Here is a 24,862-nt window from a genome sequence, read left to right as displayed (position 1 = left end):
CCGAAGATCAGTGCACGGCATGCTATCGGTCCCCCGGGCACGTCCGTGCCTCGGGACTGGGCTCCCACCGGCCGACGCGCACACTCCGATACGCGTTCGCGGGAGGGCACGGGCCCCCGGTAGGCTCGGGCTCACCTTCCGTGTACCCCGATCAAAAGAGGTCCGGAGGGTGGTGTTTTCCGTCCGTGCATCCAAGCGGTCCTCGCATAAGGGCCGCGTACAGAGAGGCCGACCGTGCTCGTCGCCGGGTTCCCCGCTGGATCCTTCGCCACGAACTGCTACATCGTGGCACCCGCCGCCGGTGAGGAATGCGTGATCATCGACCCGGGGCAGGACGCGACCGAGGGCGTCCAGGAGATCCTCCGGGAGCATCGGCTGAAGCCGGTCGCGGTCATCCTGACGCACGGGCACATCGACCACGTGTGGTCGGTCGCGCCGGTGTGCGGGGCGAGCGGCGTGCCCGCCTTCATCCACCCGGACGACCGGGAGCTGCTGTCGAATCCGGCCAAGGGCTTCGGTGTCGCCTCCTCCCAGCTGTTCGGCGGGCTCGAACTGAGCGAGCCCGACGACGTCCGGGAGCTGACCGACGGCGCCGAGCTGGAGCTGGCCGGGCTGAAGCTCACCGTCGACCACGCGCCGGGCCATACGCCGGGCTCGGTGACCTTCAGGACCCCGTACGCCGGGGAGGGCGACCTCACCCAGGTGATGTTCTCCGGGGACCTGCTCTTCGCCGGCTCCATCGGCCGCACCGACCTGCCGGGCGGCGACCACGCCGCGATCCTGCGCAGTCTCGCCAAGGTGTGCCTGCCGCTGGCGGACACCACCGCGGTGCTGCCCGGACACGGACCACAGACGACCATCGGCCGCGAGCGCGTGACGAATCCGTACCTGTCGGATCTCGCGCCCGCCGAAGGACCCAAACGAGGCTTGTAACCCGAAATGAGCACTTTCCAGGCCCCCAAGGGGGTCAGTGAATACGTTCCGCCGCGTTCCGCCGCGTTCCTCGCGGCCCGCGACGCGTTCGCCGCCGCCGCGGCCGGAGCCGGCTACTCCTACCTGGAGCTGCCGGTCTTCGAGGACACCCAGCTGTTCGCCCGCGGCGTCGGCGAGTCCACCGACGTCGTGACGAAGGAGATGTACACCTTCCTCGACAAGGGCGACCGCTCGATCACGCTGCGCCCGGAGATCACCGCCGGGGCGCTGCGCGCGGTCCTGGAGCACAACCTGCACCGCGGCGCGCTGCCCGTGAAGGTGTGGGCCGTCGGCCCGGTCTTCCGCTACGAGCAGCCCCAGTCCGGCAGGTACCGGCAGTTCTACCAGGTCGACCTCGAGGCGCTCGGCGCCGAGGACCCGGCCATCGACGCCGAGATGATCGCCCTGGCCTGGGACTACTACCAGGGCCTCGGGCTGCGCCAGGTCGTCCTGAAGCTCAACACCCTCGGCGACGCCGAGTGCCGCCCCGCCTACCGGGCCGCGCTCCAGGCGTTCCTGCGCGGCCTCGACCTCGACGCCGAGACCCGCGCCCGCGTCGAGATCAACCCGCTGCGCGTCCTCGACGACAAGCGCCCCGAGGTCAAGGCCCAGCTCGGCGGCGCCCCGCTGATCACCGACCACCTGTGCGCCGCCTGCAAGGCCCACTACGACAAGGTGCGCGAGCTCCTCGCCGATCTGTCGATCCCGTGGACCGACGACCCGCGCCTCGTGCGCGGCCTCGACTACTACACGCGCACCCTGTTCGAGTTCGACCACCCGCTGCTCGGCGCCCAGTCCGGCATCGGCGGCGGCGGCCGGTACGACGGCCTGTCGGAGACCATCGGCGGCCCCGCGCTGCCCGGCATCGGCTTCGGGCTCGGCCTCGACCGGATCGTCCTGGCCATGGAGGCCGAGCACGTCCCGGCCGTGGCCGGGGCGTCCGTCAAGGTCTACGGGGTCGCGCTGGGCGACACCGCGGCCCGCGAGATCTTCCGGCTGGTCACCGCGCTGCGGCGCGCGGGCGTCCCGGCCGACCAGGGGTTCGGCGGGCGCAGCATGAAGGCCGGCATGAAGGGCGCGGACCGCTCCGGCGCCGAGTGGGCGCTCATCCTCGGCGAGCGGGATCTGGCCGCCGGGACGGTCCAGCTCAAGGAGCTGGCGACCGGCGCGCAGACCGAGATCCAGCTTTCCGACGTCATCGAAGTTCTCAAGGGGAAGTACGCATGATTCGCACGCACGAGGCCGGCTCGCTCCGGGCCCAGGACGCCGGGACCCAGGTCGTGCTGACCGGCTGGGTGGCGCGCCGCCGCGACCACGGTGGAGTGACCTTCATCGACCTGCGCGACGCCTCGGGCACCGTCCAGGTCGTCTTCCGCGAGGAGGACGCCGCGCACGACCTGCGCGCGGAGTTCTGCGTCAAGGTCACCGGCGAGGTCCGGATCCGCCCCGAGGGCAACGAGAACACCGAGATCCCCACCGGCGCCGTCGAGGTCGTGGCCGCCGAGATCGAGGTGCTGTCCGAGGCCGCGCCGCTGCCGTTCCCGATCGAGGGCGACGTCAACGTCAACGAAGAGGTCCGGCTCCGCTACCGGTACCTCGACATCCGCCGCGAGGCCACCGCCAAGGCGCTGCGGGCCCGCTCCGAGGCGACCTTCCTGATCCGCGAGGTGCTCCGCGAGCGCGGCTTCGTGGACGTCGAGACGCCGACCCTGACCGCGTCGACGCCCGAGGGCGCCCGCGACTTCCTGGTGCCCGCGCGGCTCAAGCCGGGCCACTGGTACGCGCTGCCGCAGTCACCGCAGCTGTTCAAGCAGCTCCTCATGGTCGGCGGCCTGGAGCGGTACTACCAGATCGCCCGCTGCTACCGCGACGAGGACTTCCGCGCCGACCGGCAGCCGGAGTTCACCCAGGTCGACGTCGAGATGTCCTTCGTCGACCAGGAGGACGTCATCTCCGTCGGCGAGGCGATGGTCGCCAAGGTGTGGAAGGAGCTCGCGGGCTACGACGTGCCGCTGCCCCTCCCCCGCCTGACCTACGCCGAGGCCATGGCCCGCTACGGCTCGGACAAGCCCGACGTGCGCTTCGGCCAGGAGCTGGTCGACCTCACCGCCTACTTCGAGGGCACCTCCTTCCGGGTGTTCCAGGCCGAGCACGTCGGCGCGGTCGTCATGCCGGGCGGCGCCGGGCAGACCCGCAAGGAGCTCGACGCCTGGCAGGACTGGGCCAAGCAGCGCGGCGCCAAGGGCCTCGCCTACGTCCTCATCGACGCCGACGGCTCGCTGCGCGGGCCCGTCGCCAAGAACCTGTCGGAGGAGCACCTCGCGGGCCTCGCCGCCGCGACCGGCGCGCGGCCGGGCGACGCGATCTTCTTCGCCGCGGGCCGCGAGCACGCGCAGCTGGAGCTGCTGGGCGCCGCGCGCCTGGAGATCGGCCGCCGCTGCGACCTCATCGACACCGCGGCCTGGAAGTTCCTGTGGGTCGTGGACTTCCCGATGTACGAGCCCATCGAGGACGAGAACGGCGTGCAGACCGGCTGGCACGCGATGCACCACCCGTTCACCGCGCCGACCGCCGAGTACCTCGACACCTTCGACAAGGACCCCGGCTCGGCCCTGTCGAACGCCTACGACCTCGTCCTGAACGGCACGGAGCTGGGCGGCGGCTCGATCCGTATCCACCGCAAGGACGTCCAGGAGCGCGCCTTCTCCGCGATCGGCCTGTCCGAGGAGACCGCGAAGTCCCAGTTCGGCTTCCTCCTGGAGGCCTTCAACTACGGCCCGCCCCCGCACGGCGGCATCGCCCTCGGCCTCGACCGCCTGATCACCCTCCTGATCGGCGCCGACACCATCCGCGACGTCATCGCCTTCCCCAAGGCCGCCTCCGGCCTGGACCCCCTCACCGGCGCCCCCACCCCCATCACCCCCCAGCAACGCAAGGAGGCCGGCATCGACACCCCCGTCAAGCCGGCCCCCACCGCCTGACCAACGAACCGGGACATAACCCTTCTCATTTGATCGATCCTGCATTACCGGGGCATTGGCGACAGAACGCAATCGAGTTGCGACTCTGCGTCAACCCCCGGTAATGTCACGGTCGAGCCGTAGGCGTGCGAGAGGGGTGTTGCTACCGTGACCATCATGGCGACCCGTCATCAGCAGGGCACGCAGGGCTGCGACCGGAGCCTTCGCGAGACGATCGACGAGCTCGACGTCCCGGAGGGCTACAAAGCCGAGCTGATCAACGGGGAGATCATCTTGTCGCCTTCCCCCCCAAGGCTGCATTACCTCCTCATCCGCGCGATCGAGGCACAGCTGCGCGCGCACAACGACGGCTGGCAATGCCCGACGGAACAGACGATCGAGCATCCTCGCTTCGCCGACCTGCCCCAGCCCGATCTCACGCTGCTCCCCTTCTCCGACGACCCTGCGCAGGACGACACCTGGTGGCCCGCGGACAGGGCGCTTCTCGTCGTCGAGGTACTCTCCCGCTCCAACTCGGCCAACGACACGTTCGCCAAGCCACAGCTCTACGCCCGCTTCGGCATACCGCTCTACTTGATCGTCGACCCTTTCGGCGGCCAGTGCACGCTGTACACGAAGCCGGTGAGCGGCCTCTACGAGGACAAGAGCGCCATCCCCTTCGGCGCCCCGGTCCCCCTCCCGGACCCGGTCGGCTGCACCCTCGACACCAGTTCCTTCCGCACCTTCGACCGACCACGAGGACGCGGGCCTTCCACCCGCCCCAACGACTAAGGCCCTTCGGAAGCGAAAGAGGCCGACCGTCCCGCGCCCCGGACGTGCCGCGCGCAAGGACGCCCAGGTCCGGCACGCGATCACCCGGCTCCGCACTGAACCGAACAGTGTGGCGTGCAGGCGGTCGACATTGAGGAGCTGGACCGTCATGGCGACCCGAGAGCAGCCGTCCGGCATTTCGCAGGTCTTCGAGGAACTCGACGTTCCTGAGGGCTTACGCGCGCTTCGGCATCCCGCTGTATCTGACCATCGACCCCTTCAACGGGAAAGGCGTCCTGCACCTGGCTCCCACGAGCCGCGGCTACCGCAAGCAGCGCGTCTCAGCCTTCGGGGAGCACATCGACCTGCCCGAACCCGTCGGCTTCGTCTTGGACACCACCCGATTCGCTACCTACCCGGACGGGTGACCGACACCGTGCGGAGTCGGACGCGTCACCTGGCGTACGGGGGTGGGGGCCGGGAACTGCGGGCGGGTGGTGGTGACGGTGTCTCTTCCCGTTGGGAGAATGCCGAGGGCCCTCAGGGGTTCTGAGGGCCTCAAGGGTGGGGTGGGTGGTGCGGACCTGGGGTCAGGCGTCCAGGGCGGTGCCGTGGAGGCGGGTGGGTTTGAGACGGATGACGACGCGGTGGTCCTCGGCCATCCGGGCGAGGAAGGCGGTCTCGTCGGCGGGATCGGGGAAGCCGCCGGACATCGCGAGGAGTTCGAGGCCTGTGGCGTCGCCGGGGATGAGGCTGGGCGGGGAGACCTCGGCCAGGCCCTCGACCAGGGCGTACGACAGGACGGTGTCGCCCTGGACGTGGAGGGTGGCGCGGGGGTCGCGGCGCAGGTGGGTCACCTTGATGCGGCCTTCGGCGGAGGAGAAGCGCAGGAGGCGGGACTCGGGGTCCCAGACGTAGGCGAGGGTGGCCAGGTGCGGGTCGCCGTTGCGCTTGACGGTGGCCAGGACACCGAAGCTCTGGGCCCGGAGAATGCGGTCGGCCTCGGTGTCGGTCAGCGGGCGGGCCGCGGGGCCCTGTCCAGGACCGTAGGTGCGCGTGGTCATGGAAGTTCGTCCTCTCGTCCTGGAAGTCGGGGGTTCAGGCGGCGGTCGCGACGGGAGACTCGGCGGCGGGGGCGGGCTCGGGGGTGCGCGGGATGAGGAGGGAGACGATGAAGGCGGTGGTGAGGAGGGCGGCGGAGGTGGCGAAGGCCAGGTGGTAGCCGGTGGTGAGGGCTTCGGGGGCGGGAGTGCCGGAGGCGAGGTGGGATTCGGTGCGGGAGGCCGCGAGGGTCGAGAGGACCGCGACGCCGAAGGCCATGCCGATCTGCTGGGTGGTGTTGAAGAGGCCGGAGGCGAGGCCCGCGTCGTCGGCGCCGGCGCCGGACATGCCGAGCGTGGCGAGCGAGGGGAGGACGAGGCCGCCACCGGCGATCAGGACCATCACCGGCAGGAGGTCACGGACGTAGGAGGCGTCGACGGGCACCCGGGTCAGCCAGAGCATCGCGGCGACCAGCAGGACGAGACCGGCGAGGAGCGTGGCGCGGGTGCCGAAGCGGGCGCTGAGCGGGGCCGAGACGAACAGGGAGACGGCGCCGATCGCGACCGCGGCGGGGAGCATCGCCAGGCCCGTCTCCAGGGCCCCGTACCCCAGGACCTTCTGCATGTAGAGGGCGACGAGGATCTGGAAGGCGAACATGCCGGACAGGGCGAGCATCTGGGCGATGTTGGCTCCGGCGACGGCCCGGGAGCGCAGGATGCGCAGCGGCATCAGCGGGTTCTTCGCGGTGGCCTGGCGGACGAAGAACGCGGCGAGCAGGACCGCGGAGAGCGCGCCGAGGCCGAGGGTCCGTCCGGCGAGCCAGCCGTGCTGCTCCACCCCGACGACCGTGTAGATCGCGAGCATGAGGCCGGCGGTGACGAGCGCGGAACCCGCGACGTCGGCGCCCTTGGCGAGGCCGATCCCGCGGTCGTTCGGCAGTGCCGGGACGGCCAGCGCGAGGACCGCGAGCCCGATCGGCAGGTTGATCAGGAAGATCCAGTTCCAGGCGAACAGGTCGGTGAGCACCCCGCCGAGCACCTGGCCGAGTGAGGCGCCGACGGCCCCGGTGAAGGAGAAGACCGCGATCGCCTTACCGCGCTCCCCCGGCGAGGTGAAGAGTGTGACGAGGATGCCGAGCACCACCGCCGAGGCCATCGCGCTGCCGATGCCCTGGCCGAACCGGGCCGCGAGCAGCATCCCGGGGCCGTCGGAGAGCCCGGCGACCACCGACGCCGCGGTGAAGACCGCGGTCCCGGCGAGGAACATGCGCTTCCGCCCGACGAGGTCGCCGAGCCGCCCGGCGAGCAGGAGCAGACCGCCGAACGCGATCAGGTAGGCGTTGACGGTCCAGCTGAGCCCCGCGTCGGTGAAGCCGAGTTCCCGCTGGAGGACGGGGAGCGCGACGGTGACGATGCTGCCGTCGAGGATCGTCATCAGCCCCGCGGCCGACAGCACACCGAGGGCGAGGGTCTTGGACCTGAGGAATCCGGAGGTGGGGGGCGAGGCGAGCGACATCGAGATCTCTCCTGTTCCGTCGTGCGGGGTCGCACGAAGCCGACAAGAAAGACCATAACAGATAGTCCCGTTGCAGACGATCTATCTCGGATGTTTTCTAGGCGGTGCGCTCCCGAGCCCGCCTGGCACCGCCGACGACCTCCGCCCGCACGCCCAGATGCCCCTCCGCCAACCTGGTCAGCGCCCGCAGCATCACCTCGCGCTCGTCCTCCGGCAACTCCCCGAGCGCCGCCGAGTGCACTCCGTCGACGATCTCCTGGCTGCGCCGCGCGACCTCCGCGCCCTCGGCGGTGATCGCGATGATGCGGGCCCTGCGGTCCTTGCTGGACGGCCTCCGCTCGGCGAGCCCCGCCTTCTCCAGCGCGTCCACGGTGACGACCATCGTCGTCTTGTCCATGTCGCCGATCTCCGCGAGCTGCACCTGCGTCCGCTCCTCCTCCAGCGCGTGCACCAGCACACAGTGCATCCGCGCGGTCAGCCCGATCTCCGCGAGCGCCGCCGCCATCCGGCTCCGCAGCCCGCGGCTCGTGCGGTCCAGCAGGTACGAGAGATCCGGCTGGGCGTTCGTCGGCGCGAGAGAGGTCATGCCCTCATCATACAAACCGTTCCCGAACCAGATAATCCACAACAGCCCCATCTCCGCCCGCCACCTGCGCGGAGAGGGCGCCCGGCGGGTGGGCGTCAGTTCATGCCGTTGTTGACGCGGTAGACGTCGTAGACGCCGTCGATGGAGCGGACGGACTTGAGGACGTGGCCCAGGTGCTTGGGGTCGCCCATCTCGAAGGTGAAGCGGCTTGTGGCGACGCGGTCGCGGGTGGTCGCGACGGTGGCGGAGAGGATGTTGACGTGGTGGTCGGACAGGACCCGGGTGACGTCCGACAGGAGGCGCGGGCGGTCCAGGGCCTCGACCTGGATGGCGACGAGGAAGACCGAGTCCTCCCGCGGCGACCAGGCCACGTCGACCAGCCGGTCGGGCTGGTTCTTGAGCTCCTCGATGTTCACGCAGTTGGTCCGGTGCACCGACACGCCGCTGCCCCGGGTGACGAAGCCGACGATGTCGTCGCCCGGTACCGGGGTGCAGCAGCGGGACAGCCGGACCCACACGTCCGGGTCGCCCGCGACGACCACGCCGGGATCCCCGGCCGGACCGGCCCGGCGGGCGCGGCGGCGGGAGGGGATGGCGAGTTCGGCGATGTCCTCTTCGGCGCTCTCCACGCCGCCGAGCGCCTGGACCAGCTTCTGCACCACGGACTGCGCGGCCACATGGCCCTCGCCGACCGCCGCGTACAGCGAGGAGACGTCCGGGTAGCGCAGGTCGCGGGCCAGCGCCAGCAGCGCCTCCCCCGACATCATCCGCTGGAGCGGCAGGTTCTGCTTGCGCATCGCCCGCGCGATCGAGTCCTTGCCGGATTCGATCGCGGTGTCCCTGCGCTCCTTGGAGAACCAGTGCCGGATCTTGTTACGGGCGCGGGCGGACTTGACGAAGCCCAGCCAGTCGCGCGACGGCCCGGCGTCCAGCGCCTTGGAGGTGAAGATCTCGACGGAGTCGCCGTTGTCCAGCGTCGATTCGAGTGACACCAGCCGGCCGTTGACCCGGGCGCCGATCGTGCGGTGCCCGACCTCGGTGTGCACCGCGTAGGCGAAGTCCACGGGCGTGGCCCCCTGGGGCAGCGCGATGACGTCGCCCTTGGGGGTGAAGACGAAGACCTCCGACACCGACAGGTCGAAGCGCAGCGACTCGAGGAACTCCGACGGGTCGGCGGTCTCCTTCTGCCAGTCCAGGAGCTGGCGCAGCCACTGCATGTCGGCGGCCTTGCGCCCGCCGACGCTCTCCTCCTTGTACTTCCAGTGCGCGGCGACGCCGTACTCGGCCCGCCGGTGCATCCCCCAGGTGCGGATCTGGAGCTCGACGGGCTTGCCCTCTGGCCCGATCACCGTGGTGTGCAGCGACTGGTACATGTTGAACTTCGGCATCGCGATGTAGTCCTTGAACCGGCCGGGGACCGGGTTCCATCGCGCGTGGATCGAGCCGAGCGCCGCGTAGCAGTCGCGGACGGAGTCCACCAGGACGCGGATGCCGACGAGGTCGTAGATGTCCTCGAACGAGCAGTCGCGGGCGATCATCTTCTGGTAGATCGAGTAGTAGTGCTTGGGCCGTCCGGTGACGGTGCCCTTGATCCGCGCCTCGCGCAGGTCGCCCGAGACGTTCTCGATGACCTCTTGGAGGAAGACGTCGCGGCGGGGGGCGCGCTCGGACACCAGACGGGCGATCTCGTCGAACCGCTTGGGGTACAGGGTGGCGAAGGCCAGGTCCTCGAGCTCCCACTTGAGCGTGTTCATGCCGAGGCGGTGGGCCAGCGGCGCGAAGATCTCGAGGGTCTCGCGGGCCTTCTTCTCCTGCTTGTGCCGGGGCATGTAGCGCAGGGTGCGCATGTTGTGCAGCCGGTCGGCGAGCTTGATCACCAGGACCCGGATGTCGCGGGCCATCGCGACGACCATCTTGCGGACGGTCTCGGCCTCGGCGGCGTCGCCGTACTTGACCTTGTCGAGCTTGGTGACGCCGTCGACCAGCGCGGCGATCTCGTCGCCGAAGTCGGCGCGCAGCTCCTCCAGCGTGTAGGAGGTGTCCTCGACGGTGTCGTGCAGGAGGGCGGCGCACAGGGTCTCGGTGGACATGCCGAGTTCGGCGAGGATCGTCGTCACCGCGAGGGGGTGGGTGATGTACGGGTCGCCGCTCTTGCGCTTCTGGTCGCGGTGGTAGTGCGCCGCGACGTCGTAGGCCCGCTCGATCAGGCGTACGTCCGCCTTGGGGTGCGTGTTGCGGACCGTCTTGATCAGAGGTTCGAGCACTGGGTTCATGGTGGGACCGCGCTGGGCGCCCAGCCTGGCCAGCCGCCGGCGTACACGTGCCGCGGACGGTGGAATCGAGGACGGCGCCGCCCCCGAGGCCGCCGGACGCGGTGCGCCCGGTGACGACTCACCCTGGTCTTCGGCCCGGACGGTGTCGGCGGGGGCAGGCGCGGGCGCGGCGGAGTCGGCCTCGGGCGTCGGGTTCTCGCCCGCGCGGGACTCCGGCGCGGACGTCCCTGTGCTCTTGGCAGCAGCCGTCTCAGCGGGCACCCAGCCTCCTCGTCTCCCGGAACGATTCCCTGGTAAAGGCCCAGTCTATAGCCAGGACCAAGGCGACGACCCGGATACCCCGGTTCCCGCCTGACCGAAACTCCAGGTCAGACCGCCACCAGGGTGTGGATGGGAAGATCGGTCAGCCGGTCCCGCCCGTCAAGGAACGTCAGTTCCATCAGGACGCTCAGCCCGGCCGCCTCGGCACCCGACTTGCGGACCAGCGACGCGGCGGCCGCGGCGGTGCCGCCGGTGGCCAGGACGTCGTCGACGATCAGCACGCGGTCTCCGGGGCGCAGGGCGTCCCGGTGGATCTCGATGGTCGCGGTGCCGTATTCCAGATCATAGGTCTCGGCGTAGGTTTCCGACGGCAGCTTGCCGGATTTGCGCACCGGGACCACCCCTACGCCGAGGGCGAGCGCGACGGGCGCGGCGAGCAGGAACCCGCGCGCCTCCAGCCCGACGACCTTGGTGACGTCGCCCGCGGCCTCGGCCATGGCGGTCACCACGGCCTGGAACGCCGCCGAGTCGTCCAGCAGCGGGGTGATGTCCTTGAACAGCACCCCCGGCTTCGGATAGTCGGGGACGTCCCGGATCAGACCGAGGATCGACTGCTGCAGGCCCTGCGACGCCATGGGTTTCCTTCCCGGCAAAAGAGATGTGCATGACCGGGCCGAATGACCCGATCATGCACATCGGAGCTGCGTTTCCGCTGGTGGATCAGGGGCGGCGGGAACTCCGCGTGCCCTTTCGAGGCTGGTTGCGCGGCCCGCTCTGGACGACCTTGACGACCGTCTGGTGCGCTTCGGCGACCGCGTCGGCGTCCGGGGACTCCTCGTCGTCGAGGTCGTCGTCGGCGTCGTCATCGGGCTCGCCGTCGGCGGTCTTGGCCGCGCGGGCCTGCCGCTTCGGGCTCGCCGCGCGCCGCGCGACGTTCTCGCGGAGCTTGACGTACATCGGCTCGCGCTCCTTGAGCTGGACGAGCAGCGGCGTCGCCACGCAGATCGACGAGTAGGTACCGACGATCATGCCGATGAACAGGGCGAGGGACAGGTCCTTCAGGGTGCCCGCGCCCAGCAGCGTGGTGCCGATGAACAGGATCGCCGCGACCGGCAGGATCGCCACCAGCGAGGTGTTGAGCGAGCGGACCAGGGTGCTGCTGAGCGCCTGGTTCGCGGCCTGGCTGTAGGTGATCCTGCTGTTCTCGTTGAGCGGCTTGGTGACTTCCTTGATCATGTCGAACACGACGACCGCGTCGTACAGCGAGTATCCGAGGATCGTGAGGAAGCCCAGCAGGGTCGCGGGCGTCACCTCGAATCCGGACCAGGCGTAGAAGCCCGCGGTGATGATCAGGTCGTGGAAGAGCGCGACGACCGCCGCCAGCGCCATCCGCCACTCGAACGCCACCGACAGGTAGACGATGATCAGGATCATGAAGACGACGAGGGCCTGCCAGGCCTTCTTCGTCACGTCGCCGCCCCAGGTGGAGCCGACGCTCTCGGCGTTGACCTGGGTCCGCTCGACGCCGAGGTCGGTGGCGACGTTCGCCTGGACCGCGGTGATCTCGGCCGGGGTCAGCGGGTGCGTGGTGACCCGCCAGTTGCCGCCCGCCTCCTGGACGATCGGCGTGCCGCCGGCCTCCTCCGCGACCGCGTCGCGGACCTGGCTGATCGACGACTTGGCCGCGCCCTCGATGGTGAACACCGAGCCGCCGGTGAACTCCACGCCCGGGTGCAGGCCCCGGATCAGCAGGCCGGCGATCGAGAAGAGGATCAGAGCGCCGGAGATCGCGTACCAGAGCTTCGGCCGGCCGACGATGTTGGTCGCGAGCTCACCGTGCATGAACCGCTGAATGACACCCGACATCATGCCTCCAGGCGCTTCGCCGCACGGAATGCGGTGGGAGTGGGCTTGTGCAGCTCGCTGGTGTCGAGGCCGGACCACTTGTGGCCCTTGGAGAAGAACGACCAGCGGGCGAGCAGGGCGACCATCGGCTTGGTGAAGAAGAACACGACGATGAGGTCGATGAGCGTGGTCAGGGCCATCGCGAACGCGAAGCCCCGGACGCCGCCGACGGCCAGGAAGTACAGCACGAGGCCGGCGAGCATGGTCACCATGTCGGCGACCAGGATCGTGCGCCGGGCCCGTTTCCAGGCCGCCTCGACCGACGACCGCAGCGGCCTGCCCATGCGCAGTTCGTCGCGGAGCCGTTCGAAGTAGACGATGAACGAGTCGGCCGTGATGCCGATCGAGACGATCAGGCCGATGATGTGCGGCAGCGACACCCGGAACCCGGCGTTCTCGCCGAGGATGACCACCAGCACGTAGGTGACGCCGGTGGCGACCACGAGGCTCGCCATGGCGACCAGGCCGAGGGCCCGGTAGTACCAGAGGCAGTACAGCAGGACCAGGCCGAGGCCGATCGCGCCGGCGATGAGGCCGCCGCGGAGCTGGTCGGCGCCCAGCGAGGAGGAGATCTGGCTGACGGTCTGCTTGTCCTGCGGGAACTGGATCGGCAGCGCGCCGTACTTGAGCACCTCGGCGAGGTTCTCCGAGTACGCCTGGGTGAAGTCGGCGCCGCCGGAGATGCTGGCGGTGCCGCCCAGGATGGCGCCGTTGGAGATCTGCGGGGCGGAGACGACCCGGCCGTCCAGGACGATCGCGATCTGCGACTCGGGCGAGCCGGGGGCCGCGACGTAGGCCTCGTTGGCCTTCTTGGTCAGCTCGCCGAACTTCGCGGTGCCGTCCCGCTTGAAGGTCAGCACGACCTCCCAGCCGGTCTGGCCGGTCTGCGCGTTGGGCGCGGAGACGTTCGCTTCCTTGATCTCGGTGCCGGGCACGGCGACCGGGCCGAGGATGTACTTGTAGGAGCCGTCCTCCTCACACGCGACGACGTACTCGGCGTCGGACGCGTCCGCGCCGGCGACCTTGGCGCCGTCGGGCGTGCAGACCGTCTCCTTGTACAGCGCGATGACCTTCTCGTCCTTGACCTTGGAGAAGTCCTCTCCGCTGTCGACGGCGGTCGCGGTCGGCTCGGCCGAAGGCGAGGCGGTACCGGTCGGGGTCGCCGAGCCGGCCGGCGAGGGCGTCGCGGTCGGGAGCGCGGCGAGGCCGCTGGACAGGGCCCGGTTCTTCTCCGACGGGGTCGCGCTGGGCGTGGCCGAGCCGGTGGGCGTGGGTGTGACCGAGCCGCTCGGCTCGGCGGTCGGCTGCTCCTCCGGAACCAGGGTGCTCGCGCCGATGCCGGTGACGAGGACCTGGCGGAACTGGAGCTGGGCGGTGGTGCCGACCAGTTCGATGATCCGCTGCTGGTCGTCACGGTCTCCCGGGACGGACACGACGATGACGTTGTCGCCCTGCTTGGTGACCTCGGCGTCGGTCAGTCCGGATCCGTTGACACGGTCCCGGATGATCTTGATCGCCTGGTCCATCTGCTCCGAGGGAGCGGCCTTGCCGTCCTCGGTCTGGGCCGTCATGGTGATGGTCGTGCCGCCGGCCAGGTCGAGCCCCAGCTTGGGGACCGGTGACCCCTGGAGGAACATCACGCCGGTGAGCACCCCGAGGATCGCGAAGAACGCGACGAGGGTGCGCACCGGATTCGGGATGCTGCGGTTGTTGGACGCCACTGTGGTCGATTCTTCCTAGGTGATCCCTCGACGGTCCGGCAGGGCCGCCGCCACGGATGAACGGAACGAGGGATCAGGCCTTGTCGGAGGTCTGGGGCTTCGCGGGCGCGTCGTCGGCGTCGCCCTTGGTCAGCTCGACGCCGCCCTCGGCGGGCTTGTCGGCGTCCTCATCGGACTCGGCGTCGGCGTCGGCGTCCGCGGACTCCTCGTCGACGAACTCGACTTCCTCGATCACGCGCAGCACGGCCTGGGCCATGACCCGGACCTCGACGCCCTCGGCGATCTCCAGGAGGATGTCGCCCTCGTCGCTGTCCAGCACGGTGCCGTAGATGCCCGAGGACGTGACGACACGCGACCCCGGGTGCAGGGCGGACTGCATCTTCGCCTGCTCCTGCTGCCGCTTCTTCTGCGGGCGGATCAGGAAGAAGTAGAAGGCCACCGCGATGAGGGCCAGCCAGATGAACATGGACAACGGGTTGCCCTGCTCAGACGCTGCGAGAATCGACATTGTCGTCCAGTTTTCCGATCTAGGTGATGAGGGCCGGTCGCCGGGTGGTCCGATGATCCGTTCCGGGGTGGTCACGGAGTCTAGACATCCGGACACTCCACCGGCAAAGACGTGACGACCCAGCCCGTCGCGAAGTTCCCGGTCCCCGGCCGTCAGGCTAGTCGGCTTCTTCCCCCACGTCGAACAAGGCGGGCGCGGCGGGGCCCGGCACGGCGGGCGGGGTCAGGCCCAGGTGCGCCCAGGCTGCCGGAGTCGCGACTCTTCCGCGTGGCGTGCGGGCGAGCAGCCCCTGACGAACGAGGAAAGGCTCGGCGACGACTTCGACCGTCTCCGGCTCCTCCCCCACGCTGACGGCCAGGGTGGACAGGCCGACCGGGCCGCCGCCGAACTTGGTGAGCAGCGCCCGCAGGACCGCCCGGTCGAGGCGGTCGAGGCCCTGGGCGTCGACCTCGTAGAGATCGAGGGCGGCGTGCGCGAGATCCCGGGTGACCAGGCCGTCGGCGCGGACCTCGGCGTAGTCGCGGACGCGGCGCAGCAGCCGGTTGGCGATGCGGGGGGTGCCGCGGGAGCGGAAGGCGACCTCGGCGGCGGCGTCGTCGGCGATCCGGACGCCCAGCAGGCCCGCCGAGCGGCCGACGATCACCTCGAGCTCGGCCGGGTCGTAGAAGTCCATGTGACCGACGAACCCGAAGCGGTCGCGCAGCGGGCCGGGCAGCATGCCCGCCCGGGTGGTCGCGCCGACGAGGGTGAAGGGGGCGATGTCCAGGGGGATCGCCGTGGCGCCGGGGCCCTTGCCGACGACGACGTCGACGCGGAAGTCCTCCATCGCGAGGTAGAGCATCTCCTCGGCGGGGCGGGCCATCCGGTGGATCTCGTCGAGGAACAGCACCTCGCCCTCGCTGAGGGTCGAGAGGATCGCCGCGAGGTCGCCCGCGCGCTCGATCGCCGGGCCGCTGGTGATCCGCAGCGGGGCGCCCAGCTCGGCGGCGATGATCATGGCGAGGGTGGTCTTGCCGAGGCCGGGCCCGCCCGACAGCAGCACGTGGTCGGGGGCCCGGCCGCGCCGCAGGGCGCTGTGCAGGACCAGGGAGAGCTGCTCGCGGACGCGGTGCTGGCCGATGAAGTCGTCGAGCTTCTTGGGGCGCAGCGCGGCGTCGATCGCGCGGTCCTCGACGCTCTGCTCGCCGCCGACGAGACGGTCTTCGCTCACGGGCGGCTCAGCTTGCGCAGGGCCGCCTTGAGCAGCTCGGGAATCGGCGGGACCTGCTCGCCGTCGAGGTCGGCGGCGACCGCGTCGACCGCGGCCTCGGCCTCGCGCGCGGCCCAGCCGAGGCTCTGGAGGCCGGCCGCGACCTGGTCGCGCCACGGCTGGACGCGCTGGGCCGGGACGGGGAGACCGCCGGTGCCTCCCACGGGGGCGCCGAGCTTGTCCTTGAGCTCCAGGATGATCTTCTGGGCGCCCTTGGGGCCGACGCCCGACACCCGGGTGAGCGCACGGGCGTCGCCGGTGGCGACGGCGCGGCGGATCTCGTCGGGGGCGAGCGTGGCCAGCATGGCGAGGGCGACCTTGGGGCCGACGCCGCTGGCGGTCTGCACGAGTTCGAAGACCCGCTTCTCGTCGTCGCTGGCGAAGCCGTAAAGGGTGAGGGAGTCCTCACGGACGATCAGGGAGGCCGCGAGCCTCGCCTCCTCACCGGGCACGAGGGCCGCGGCCGTCGCCGGGGCGACCAGCAGCGCCAGCCCGACGCCGCCCACCTCCACCACGGCGCTGTCGGGGCCGGTGGAGTCCACCCGCCCGCGCACGTATGCGATCACCGTCTGCCTCCTCGTGTCTGCCCCGCCCGCGCCTGCGCGGCCCGGTGGGCCGCCGCGAGCCTCGCCTGCGCGCCCCCGCGCCACACGTGGCAGATCGCCAGCGCGAGCGCGTCGGCTGCGTCGGCGGGCTTGGGGGCGGTGGCCAGCCGCAGCAGCCGGGTGACCATGAGGGTCACCTGGGCCTTGTCGGCCCGCCCGCTGCCGGTGATCGCCGCCTTGGCCTCGCTGGGCGTGTGCAGCCCCACGGGCAGCCCGCGCCGTGCCGCGCACACCATCGCCACGCCGGCCGCCTGCGCGGTGCCGATCACGGTCGACACGTTGTGCTGGGCGAAGACCCGCTCGACGGCGACGGCCTCGGGCGCGAACTCGTTGAGGACCTGCTCGATCCCCTGCTCGACCTTCAGCAGCCGCTCGGCCTGCGGAAGGTCGGCATCGCTCCGGATCACGCCCACGTGCACGAGGGTGAGCGGAGCCCCGGGCGTCCCCTCGACGACCCCGACCCCGCACCGGGTCAGACCCGGGTCCACCCCGAGTACGCGCACGTTCGACCTCCGCGCTCACCTGCGAACACCAGTTCGGAAGAACCGGCCCCGCCAAACATACCGCGACCTTCCCCGAAGCGCCGCTGGGCGCGGCCCCGCACACCACCCGTTTCCAGCGAGCGCCGAAGGCGCGGCCGACGCACACCACCGGCTTCCGCAGAGCGCCGGAGGCGCGGCCCCTCACAAGGAGCCCTGCCCCACCCGTTCTCCAGGGAGTGCCGAAGGCGCGGAGCACCACGTGATCGGGCGCCCCTGGGCTGCCCCGTAGGCCCCCAGGGCCGAAGGGGCAGCCCAGGGCGCGAAAGCGCCCGATCACCAGCCCTACCGCAGGCCCCCTAGGGCCGGAGGCAGGGCCAGCTACTCGTCTTCTTCGAGTTCGGCCATGACCGAGTCGGGGACGTCCATGTTGGCCCAGACGTTCTGGACGTCGTCGCTGTCCTCGAGGGCGTCGAGGAGCTTGATGACCTTGCGGGCGCCGTCGGCGTCGAGCGGGACCTGCATGGTGGGCAGGAAGCTGGACTCGGCCGACTCGTAGTCGATGCCGGCCTCCTGGATGGCCTTGCGGACGCCGAGCAGGTCGCCGGCCTCGGAGACCACCTCGAAGTTGTCGCCGAGGTCGTTGATCTCCTCCGCGCCTGCGTCGAGGGCCGCCATCATGACGTCGTCCTCGGTGGTGCCGGTCTTGGGGACCACCACGACGCCCTTGCGGTTGAACATGTACGAGACCGAGCCGGGGTCGGCGAGCGAGCCGCCGTTGCGGGTCAGCGCGACCCGGACCTCGGAGGCGGCGCGGTTGCGGTTGTCGGTGAGGCACTCGATGAGCACCGCGACGCCGCCGGGCGCGTAGCCCTCGTACATGATCGTCTGCCAGTCGGCGCCGCCGGCCTCGAGGCCGCCGCCGCGCTTGCGGGCGCGCTCGATGTTGTCGTTCGGCACCGAGTTCTTCTTCGCCTTGTAGATGGCGTCGAAAAGGGTCGGGTTGGACTCGGCGTCGGGGCCGCCGGTGCGGGCCGCGACCTCGATGTTCTTGATCAGCTTCGCGAAGAGCTTGCCCCGCTTGGAGTCCAGGGCCGCCTTCTTGTGCTTGGTCGTCGCCCATTTGGAGTGGCCGGACATGCTCTTACTCCTCGTTCTTCGACTGACGCACCAGCTCGGTGAAGTAGCGGTGCACGATGGGGTCCCCGGTGAGCTCGGGGTGGTAGGCGGTGGCCATGAGGCGGCCCTGCCGAACCGCGACGATCCTACGGTGTGGACCCTCGGGCCGCGATCCCGCGTGCTGCGATCCCCCGGCCGCCCCGTGGGGATGATCCGGGAGCTCGACCCGGCCCAGGACCTCCACGCCCGCGCCGATGGACTCCACCCAAGGCGCCCGGATGAACACCGCGTCCAAGGGGCTGCCGTCGAAGTCGATCGTAGACTCGTAGGAGTCCACCTGGCGACCGAAGGCGTTCCGCCGCACCGTCATGTCGATGCCGCCTATCGTCTCCTGGCCGTCGGCGCCGTCGACGATCCGGTCCGCGAGCATGATCATTCCGGCGCACGAGCCGTAGGCGGGCAGGCCGGACCCGATCCGCTTGCGCAGCGGCTCCAGCAGGTCGAACGCGCGCATGAGCTTCCACATCGCGGTGGACTCGCCGCCGGGGATGACGAGGCCGTCGAGATCGTCGAGTTCTTCGGCGCGGCGGACTCGGACGGCGGTCGCGCCGCACTGCTCCAGGGCTCTGGCGTGCTCACGGACATCGCCTTGGAGGGCGAGCACACCGATGACAACAGACAAGACCGGACCTTTCCAGGGGGTTACTTCAGTGTAGAACGCACGGGTCTGCCGGTGATCTTCCCGCGCGTCCGGTCCTGGGTGGTTCGGAACGTCGTGGGTCAGGCCAGCCGGAACCGGCGCAGCGGCAGCTCCAGCGGCAGGAAGCCGTCCGCGCCACGGCCCGCGAGCTCCCTGCCGAACAGGCAGGCGCGGGCCAGTTCCAGGCCGAACTCCTCGGGGCCGAACGGCAGGGGGACGTCGGAGGCGCCGCCGTCGATGGCCTTCCAGAAGGGGGCCTCGGCGGGCAGCCGCTCGCCCTGGTCGACGACCACGCCGTCGTCGGCGGTGACGTAGATGTCGCGGACCAGCGCCCCGCCGGAGTACCAGCGGAACCAGCAGGCCCCGACCCGCTCGTGCAGGACCAGGACGCCGCAGTCGGCGCCGGGCAGCTCGGTGGCGATCGTGTCGGCGACGCGCCTGGCGTCGTCGTCGAGCTGGAACAGGCGGCGGTCGCAGACCGCGAGGCCGCCCGGGTAGGCGCCGATGAAGACCTCGTCCTCATACGGCCAGAGCGCGAAGTCCAGGACCGTCTCGCCGGTCGCCTCGACCGAGGCGGCGGGGTAGAGCCGCCTGGCCAGGTCGAGTGCGGCTCCGCCGTCGGGCTCCAGGCCCGGCCGGAACACCCTGCCGGGGTCGCCCCCGCTGCTCGCGCACGCCAGTGCCACCGACCATCCCACGCCTGCGCTCCCCTCCCGGCCGTCTCCCCCGCCGACCCGGGGCCGACCGAGAGTCAAGGCTAACGTGTCGGCCGCGGGCGCGGCGAGGTATCCCCGAGAGGAGACGGGCGCGGGAACGCCGTCGTGGGCGGTGCTACCAGCCGCGGCCGGCGAACTTGTCGGCCTCGTTCATGGTGCCGACGTTGATGCCGACCATGGCCTCGCCCAGGCCGCGGGAGACCTTGGCGATGACGTCCGGGTCGTCGTAGAACGTGGTCGCCTTGACGATCGCCTCGGCGCGCTGGACCGGGTTGCCGGACTTGAAGATGCCGGAGCCGACGAAGACGCCCTCGGCGCCGAGCTGCATCATCATCGCGGCGTCGGCCGGGGTGGCGATGCCGCCGGCGGTGAACAGCACGACGGGCAGCTTCCCGGCCTTGGCGACCTCCTTGACCAGCTCGTACGGGGCCTGGAGCTCCTTGGCCGCGACGTACAGCTCGTCCTCGGGCAGGGAGGACAGGCGGCGGATCTGGTCGCGCAGCTCGCGCATGTGGGTGGTGGCGTTGGAGACGTCACCGGTGCCGGCCTCGCCCTTGGAGCGGATCATCGCCGCGCCCTCGGTGATCCGGCGCAGCGCCTCGCCCAGGTTGGTCGCGCCGCACACGAAGGGGACGGTGAACGCCCACTTGTCGATGTGGTTGGTGTAGTCGGCCGGGGTCAGCACCTCGGACTCGTCGATGTAGTCGACGCCGAGCGCCTGGAGCACCTGGGCCTCGACGAAGTGGCCGATACGGGCCTTGGCCATGACCGGGATCGACACCGCCTCGATGATGCCGTCGATCATGTCGGGGTCGCTCATGCGGGAGACGCCGCCCTCGGCGCGGATGTCGGCGGGGACGCGCTCCAGGGCCATGACCGCCACCGCCCCGGCGTCTTCGGCGATCTTGGCCTGGTCCGGCGTGACCACATCCATGATCACACCGCCCTTGAGCATCTCCGCCATGCCGCGCTTGACGCGAGCGGTACCGACGGCGGTGTTCTCCGCGGGAACAGTAGTCACGGGATGTCTTCCTCACAGACGACGACAAAACAGTCGTCTTCCATGATATTGCCTGATCACGGACGTCCCGGACTCGGCACTGTGTCAGTGTCCGGGTCTGGGGGCTTACGGCATGACGGGCTTGCCCTTGTTGACCAGGACCACCCAGACCTGGCCGCGGGCGAAGGTCATCGGGGCGCCGGCGGTGGTGGTGAAGGTCGTGCCCTTGCGTTCGGAGGGGCGCGACCAGGTGCAGTCGTAGGCCTTGCCGTCGCGCAGCACGAGGGCCTTGCCCGTGCCGGTGACGCGGAGGTAGGGCGTGTAGGAGCCGAGGAAGTCGTGGTACTTGGATCTCTTGGTCTGCACGTACTGGATGACGATCGTCCTGCCGCCCTGGATCCCGCCTTCGGCCGCGGTGTTGGGGGCGCCGTTCCGGTAGGTGAGCCAGCGCTTCTTCTCGGCCGACCACCGGAAGGTCAGGCTGGCCGAGGGCCAGCGCGCGGTGTACTGCTTGATCTTCCGGCCGCCTTCGGGGGCCGGGCCGAAGCGGAAGCCGATGTCCTTGGCCCGGCCCGTCTTGGGCGCCCGGCGCAACAGCTCCTTGACGTCCCCGTAGAGGTTGTAGGGCGCGGACCGAGAGGAGGAGCGGATGTAGCCGGTCCCGCCCCTGTCCTCGGAGACGTCGGTCAGGAGCGCCTTGCGGATCTCCGGCAGCATCCTGGACTGGACGCCGGAGAACGCCAGCGCCGGCCGGGTGAACTGGCTGAGCAGGTGCAGATCCGAGATGCGGGCGCTGCGGACGGGCCCGACGCGGGCGGGGTACTTGGAGCAGAAGACCGCCATGATCCGGGTCTCGCCGCCCTCGACCTGCTCGACGTAGACGATGTCGGCGGACCGCAGGCCCTCCTGCGGCAGCGCGGGCCCGGTGTTGTCGACCTTGACGGCGATGACCCTGTTCCGCAGCCCTTTGTCTCCGCCCGTGAACGGGTGGTATCCCAGGCCGGTCGGGGTGGGCGTGGGCGTCGGGGTCTCGCTGGGGATCTCACCGGTGGCCGGGACGTGCTCGGGGTCCTTGCTGCACGCGGCGGCAGCCAGTCCGAGCAGCGACAACGTGAAGCCCCTCCGGGAAAATCCACGCAACGGCCTCTCCTTCACCCCGACGGCAGACCGGGTCGAAGATACCCGAGCTATCCCAGTGCGGGAGGAGTGTCATCTATCTCAAAGAATTCCGGCATCGGTGCATGACCGGCCAGCGGAAGGACCCGGGCGAGGATCCGGCGCCGCGCGATCCGGGTCGCCGACGCCGCGTCGTTGTAGAAGCGGCGGGCGAAGGCGACCTTCTGCGCCGCAGTGTCCAATTCCTCCAGGAGGGGGCCCACCCGGTCCCCGAGCGCCTCGTGGAATCCGGGCTGGTCGACCACCGCGCGCAGCGCCCGGGACAGGTCGCTCTCGGCGAACTCGCGGCCTTCGGCGTCGGCGGTGCGGGCGGCGTGCGCGGCCGTCGCGAGGACGAGGCTGGTGGCCGGGTCGAGGAGCTGGGAGGTGGCGAGTTCCAGGGCGACGGCGGCGCGGCGCACGAGGGCGCCGTCCAGGGCGGCTCTGGCGAGGTCCACCCGGGCGTGCAGCCGGTCGAGGCGGCCCGCCCGCCACGAGACGTAGATGGACACCAGGAAGAGGGCGGCGAGCCACAGCAGGAGGGTGAGGAGTCCGTCCATCAGGAGGCGGTCTCCACCACGCCGGGCGCGCCGACCGCGACGGTCTCGTAGACGCGCAGGACGTCGCGGGCGACCGTGGACCAGTCGTAGGCGCGCACCGCCGAGGCGGCCTCCTTGGACAGGGCGTCGCGCCTGTCCGGTTCGTCCAGGAGACGGGCGGCCTCCTGGGCGAGGGAGTCGGCGTCGCCGGTGCGGAACAGCACGCCCGCCCTGCCGCCGTCGAGCACGTGCCGGAACGCCTCGATGTCGCTGGCGAGGATCGGCGCGCCGGCCGACATCGCCTCGGTGAGCACGATGCCGAAGCTCTCGCCGCCCAGGTTGGGCGCGACGAACGCGTCGACGGAGTGGTAGGCGCGGACCTTGTCCTCCTCGCTGACGAGGCCGAGCAGCACCACCCGGTCCCGGAGTTCGGGGCTGACCTTGGCGAGGATGTCTTCCTCGTCGCCGGGGCCCGCGAGCAGCAGGCGCAGCCCCGGACGGTCGCGGCCGAGCGTCTCGAAGGCGCGCAGCAGGACCTGGAGGCCCTTGCGCGGCTCGTCGAGGCGGCCGAGGAAGCCGAGTGCCTGGGGCGCCTCCGAACCCGCGGTGCCGGTGCGGCCGGACCAGCCCGGGAGCGGCTCGGCCTCGGTGTACCGGCTCATCGCGATCCCGTTGGGGATGAGCACGGCGTCGCCGCCGAGGTGCTCGACCAGGGTCGTGCGGGCCGCCTCGGAGACCGCGATCCGGCCGGTGATCTTCTCCAGCGCCGACTGGAGGATCGGCGCGGTCACGCTGACCGCCCGCGACTTCTCGTAGGAGGCGTGGAAGGTCGCGACGAGCGGGCCGTCGGCGACCCAGCAGGCGATGAGGCCGAGGCTGGGGGCGGCGGGCTCGTGGATGTGCAGGACGTCGAAGGCGCCGTCCCGTATCCAGCGGCGCACTCGCGCCGCGGAGAGGAACCCGAAGGACAGCCGGGCGACCGACCCGTTGTAGGGCACCGGGATCGCCCGGCCCGCCGAGACGATGTACGGGGGCAGCACGGCGTCGTCGTCGGCCGGGGTGATCACCGAGACCTCGTGGCCCAGCTCGAGCAGCGCCTCGGCGAGATCGCGGATGTGCTGCTGGACGCCGCCGGGCACGTTCCAGGTGTACGGGCAGACGATGCCGATCCTCAAGAAAGATCCTCCACCCAGATCTTCTGCATCATGTGCCAGTCGGCGGGGTGGGCGGCGATGCCCTCGGCGAACGCGTCGGCCATGGCCTGGGTCATCGCCCGGGTCTTCTCCTTGCGGGTGCCTTCGCGCGGCTGCGGGACCTCCTCGTGGACGCGCGCGCCCCAGTCGTCGCCCTCGAACCACAGGGTGACGGGCAGGAGCGCCGCACCCGTCTGGACCGCGAGGGCCGCGGGGCCGCCGGGCATCCGGGCGGCGCGGCCGAAGAACTCGACCTCGACGCCGGTCTCGGAGAGGTCCCGGTCGGCGACCAGGCAGACGACCTTGGGCTCGCGCAGCCGCCGCGCCATGACGCCGAACGCCGAGGCGCCGCCGGTGAGCGGCAGGATCTCGAAGCCGAGGGACTCGCGGTAGGCGAGGAACCGCTTGTACAGCGACTCGGGCTTGAGCCGTTCGGCGACCGTGGTGATCGGGTAGCCCTGGGTGCCGAGCCAGGCCCCGGCGTGGTCGTAGTTGCCCATGTGCGGGAGCGCGATCACCACGCCGCGGCCCTTGGCCATGGCGTCGTAGATCTGCTGGTCGCCCGTGACGCGCATGCCGTCGCGGATCCGGTCGCGGCCGATGACGGGCATCCGGAAGCTCTCCAGCCAGTAGCGCATGTAGGAGCGCATGGCGGTGCGGCTCAGCTCGCGGACCTCCGGGGAGTCCGCGGGGCGACCGACGACCCTGGCGAGGTTCTTCTCGAGCTGCCGCACGCCCCCGCCCCGGGCGCGCCAGGTGCGCTCGCCGAGCGCGGTGAACAGGCGGCGGGCCAGCGGCTCGGGCATCCGCTTCACCGCGGCCCAGCCGAGCGCGTAGGCGGCGTCGGCGGCCTCGTCCCTGATCTGGATCACCGGCCCACCCGCTCGGCGGCCGCGCGGGTCTGGGCGTAGACGGTGTGGAAGCGCTGCGCGACGGTGATCGTGCCGAGCACGGCGAGGACGACGAGGGCTGTGTGCAGGGCGTACGGCACGCCCAGCCCGTACAGGCCCGCGCCGACGAGGCTGATGATCAGCCGCTCGGCCCGCTCGGCGATCCCGACGTCGCAGGTGAGGCCGAGTCCTTCGGCGCGCGCCTTGGCGTAGGAGATGACGACGCCGGAGACCAGGCAGTACAGGGCGAGCCAGGCCAGCAGGGCGTTGTTCCCCGCGCCGGTGAACCACAGGATGAGACCGGAGAAGATCGCCGCGTCGGCGACCCGGTCCATCGTGGAGTCCAGGAAGGCGCCCCACGGGCCGGTCTTGCCGGTGATCCGCGCGACCGCGCCGTCGAACATGTCGAACAGGACGAACGCGGTGATCACGATGGTTCCCCAGAACAGCTCGCCGCGCGGGTAGAAGCCCAGGGCCCCGGCGACCACGCCGGCGGTGCCCACGACCGTGATCACGTTCGGGGTCACACCGGTTCTGGCGAGTGTCCTGCCCACCGGGGTGACCACCTTGGCCAGCGCGGGGCGCAAGCGGTTGAGCATCGTCGTCCAAACCATCGACATCAGGAGTCCCGCCATCGTAGTCCCCGGGCAGCCGCCGGGAGGTGGCCCCTTGCCTGCGCGCCTCGGTGGGAGGAGGGTGGGAGT

Annotated in this window: 24 protein-coding genes; 4 read left to right on the top strand and 20 right to left on the bottom strand. The window is 70.9% G+C overall.

Going from position 1 to position 24,862, the window contains the following annotated elements; all coding sequences use genetic code 11:
• The first annotated feature begins 234 nt into the window (after positions 1-234).
• The 4 genes from EDD29_RS09340 to EDD29_RS09325 all read left to right on the top strand — a co-directional run bounded on the left by EDD29_RS09340 (position 235) and on the right by EDD29_RS09325 (position 4,724).
• The gene (locus EDD29_RS09340; protein ID WP_123664014.1) at positions 235-933 is read left to right on the top strand and encodes an MBL fold metallo-hydrolase; all 699 of its coding nucleotides are present in this window, start codon (positions 235-237) and stop codon (positions 931-933) included.
• Positions 934-939: 6 nt separating this feature from the next.
• Entirely contained in the window at positions 940-2,199 is a 1,260-nt protein-coding gene (hisS, locus tag EDD29_RS09335; protein WP_123664013.1) for a histidine--tRNA ligase, read from the top strand.
• On the top strand, positions 2,196-3,953 hold the full coding sequence (aspS, locus tag EDD29_RS09330; protein WP_123664012.1) for an aspartate--tRNA ligase: 1,758 nt from the start codon (positions 2,196-2,198) through the stop codon (positions 3,951-3,953). The genes hisS and aspS overlap by 4 nt, the downstream gene beginning before the upstream one ends.
• A gap of 156 nt (positions 3,954-4,109) precedes the next feature.
• Positions 4,110-4,724 (top strand): Uma2 family endonuclease, encoded by a 615-nt coding sequence (locus EDD29_RS09325; RefSeq protein ID WP_148085912.1) that lies wholly within the window; start codon positions 4,110-4,112, stop codon positions 4,722-4,724.
• Positions 4,725-5,293: 569 nt separating this feature from the next.
• On the opposite strand, the gene EDD29_RS09320 is transcribed toward EDD29_RS09325, so the two are convergent.
• The 20 genes from EDD29_RS09320 to pgsA form a co-directional block, all read right to left on the bottom strand.
• Positions 5,294-5,767, bottom strand: coding sequence for a TIGR03618 family F420-dependent PPOX class oxidoreductase (locus EDD29_RS09320; protein WP_123664010.1), 474 nt, complete (start codon positions 5,765-5,767; stop codon positions 5,294-5,296).
• A 34-nt stretch (positions 5,768-5,801) separates the two neighbouring features.
• Positions 5,802-7,259, bottom strand: coding sequence for an MFS transporter (locus EDD29_RS09315; protein WP_123664009.1), 1,458 nt, complete (start codon positions 7,257-7,259; stop codon positions 5,802-5,804).
• 97 nt (positions 7,260-7,356) lie between these two features.
• On the bottom strand, positions 7,357-7,845 hold the full coding sequence (locus EDD29_RS09310) for a MarR family winged helix-turn-helix transcriptional regulator (RefSeq protein WP_123670367.1): 489 nt from the start codon (positions 7,843-7,845) through the stop codon (positions 7,357-7,359).
• 95 nt (positions 7,846-7,940) lie between these two features.
• Entirely contained in the window at positions 7,941-10,118 is a 2,178-nt protein-coding gene (locus tag EDD29_RS09305) for a RelA/SpoT family protein (RefSeq protein ID WP_123664008.1), read from the bottom strand.
• A 368-nt stretch (positions 10,119-10,486) separates the two neighbouring features.
• On the bottom strand, positions 10,487-11,014 hold the full coding sequence (locus EDD29_RS09300; RefSeq protein ID WP_123664007.1) for an adenine phosphoribosyltransferase: 528 nt from the start codon (positions 11,012-11,014) through the stop codon (positions 10,487-10,489).
• Between the two features lie 85 nt (positions 11,015-11,099).
• A complete protein-coding gene (gene secF, locus EDD29_RS09295) occupies positions 11,100-12,245 on the bottom strand; it encodes a protein translocase subunit SecF (RefSeq protein WP_123664006.1) in 1,146 nt (381 codons plus the stop codon).
• Positions 12,245-14,005 (bottom strand): protein translocase subunit SecD, encoded by a 1,761-nt coding sequence (secD, locus tag EDD29_RS09290; RefSeq protein WP_342774412.1) that lies wholly within the window; start codon positions 14,003-14,005, stop codon positions 12,245-12,247. The genes secF and secD overlap by 1 nt, the downstream gene beginning before the upstream one ends.
• A gap of 73 nt (positions 14,006-14,078) precedes the next feature.
• Complete coding sequence (yajC, locus tag EDD29_RS09285) at positions 14,079-14,513, bottom strand: preprotein translocase subunit YajC (protein WP_123664005.1); 435 nt, start codon at positions 14,511-14,513, stop codon at positions 14,079-14,081.
• 157 nt (positions 14,514-14,670) lie between these two features.
• Positions 14,671-15,723 carry a Holliday junction branch migration DNA helicase RuvB gene (gene ruvB, locus EDD29_RS09280; protein ID WP_123664004.1) on the bottom strand — a complete coding sequence of 351 codons (1,053 nt, stop codon included), beginning with the start codon at positions 15,721-15,723 and terminating at the stop codon, positions 14,671-14,673.
• Positions 15,720-16,328: a Holliday junction branch migration protein RuvA gene (gene ruvA / locus EDD29_RS09275; RefSeq protein ID WP_123664003.1), complete on the bottom strand. Its 609-nt coding sequence runs from the start codon at positions 16,326-16,328 to the stop codon at positions 15,720-15,722. Before ruvA ends, ruvB begins: the two co-directional genes overlap by 4 nt.
• On the bottom strand, positions 16,325-16,870 hold the full coding sequence (gene ruvC / locus EDD29_RS09270; RefSeq protein ID WP_123664002.1) for a crossover junction endodeoxyribonuclease RuvC: 546 nt from the start codon (positions 16,868-16,870) through the stop codon (positions 16,325-16,327). The genes ruvA and ruvC overlap by 4 nt, the downstream gene beginning before the upstream one ends.
• A 357-nt stretch (positions 16,871-17,227) precedes the next feature.
• A complete protein-coding gene (locus EDD29_RS09265) occupies positions 17,228-17,986 on the bottom strand; it encodes a YebC/PmpR family DNA-binding transcriptional regulator (protein WP_123664001.1) in 759 nt (252 codons plus the stop codon).
• Positions 17,987-17,990: 4 nt separating this feature from the next.
• Complete coding sequence (gene pdxT / locus EDD29_RS09260; protein ID WP_123664000.1) at positions 17,991-18,647, bottom strand: pyridoxal 5'-phosphate synthase glutaminase subunit PdxT; 657 nt, start codon at positions 18,645-18,647, stop codon at positions 17,991-17,993.
• A 98-nt stretch (positions 18,648-18,745) separates the two neighbouring features.
• Positions 18,746-19,363: a DUF6928 family protein gene (locus tag EDD29_RS09255; RefSeq protein ID WP_123663999.1), complete on the bottom strand. Its 618-nt coding sequence runs from the start codon at positions 19,361-19,363 to the stop codon at positions 18,746-18,748.
• Positions 19,364-19,496: 133 nt separating this feature from the next.
• A complete protein-coding gene (pdxS, locus tag EDD29_RS09250; RefSeq protein ID WP_123663998.1) occupies positions 19,497-20,402 on the bottom strand; it encodes a pyridoxal 5'-phosphate synthase lyase subunit PdxS in 906 nt (301 codons plus the stop codon).
• Between the two features lie 105 nt (positions 20,403-20,507).
• Complete coding sequence (locus EDD29_RS09245) at positions 20,508-21,491, bottom strand: DUF3048 domain-containing protein (RefSeq protein WP_246052635.1); 984 nt, start codon at positions 21,489-21,491, stop codon at positions 20,508-20,510.
• Between the two features lie 77 nt (positions 21,492-21,568).
• Positions 21,569-22,096: a hypothetical protein gene (locus tag EDD29_RS09240; protein WP_123663996.1), complete on the bottom strand. Its 528-nt coding sequence runs from the start codon at positions 22,094-22,096 to the stop codon at positions 21,569-21,571.
• Positions 22,096-23,250 carry a glycosyltransferase family 4 protein gene (locus tag EDD29_RS09235; protein WP_123663995.1) on the bottom strand — a complete coding sequence of 385 codons (1,155 nt, stop codon included), beginning with the start codon at positions 23,248-23,250 and terminating at the stop codon, positions 22,096-22,098. Before EDD29_RS09235 ends, EDD29_RS09240 begins: the two co-directional genes overlap by 1 nt.
• Entirely contained in the window at positions 23,247-24,140 is an 894-nt protein-coding gene (locus EDD29_RS09230) for a phosphatidylinositol mannoside acyltransferase (protein WP_211359613.1), read from the bottom strand. Before EDD29_RS09230 ends, EDD29_RS09235 begins: the two co-directional genes overlap by 4 nt.
• Positions 24,137-24,757 carry a phosphatidylinositol phosphate synthase gene (gene pgsA, locus EDD29_RS09225; RefSeq protein ID WP_123670364.1) on the bottom strand — a complete coding sequence of 207 codons (621 nt, stop codon included), beginning with the start codon at positions 24,755-24,757 and terminating at the stop codon, positions 24,137-24,139. The genes EDD29_RS09230 and pgsA overlap by 4 nt, the downstream gene beginning before the upstream one ends.
• Positions 24,758-24,862: the final 105 nt, after the last annotated feature.

The sequence above is a fragment of the Actinocorallia herbida genome (assembly GCF_003751225.1).
GTDB classification, from domain to species: Bacteria; Actinomycetota; Actinomycetes; order Streptosporangiales; family Streptosporangiaceae; genus Actinocorallia; species Actinocorallia herbida.
The sequence above is the reverse complement of the archived record's forward strand: the minus strand, read 5'-3'. Positions and strand labels throughout refer to the sequence as shown.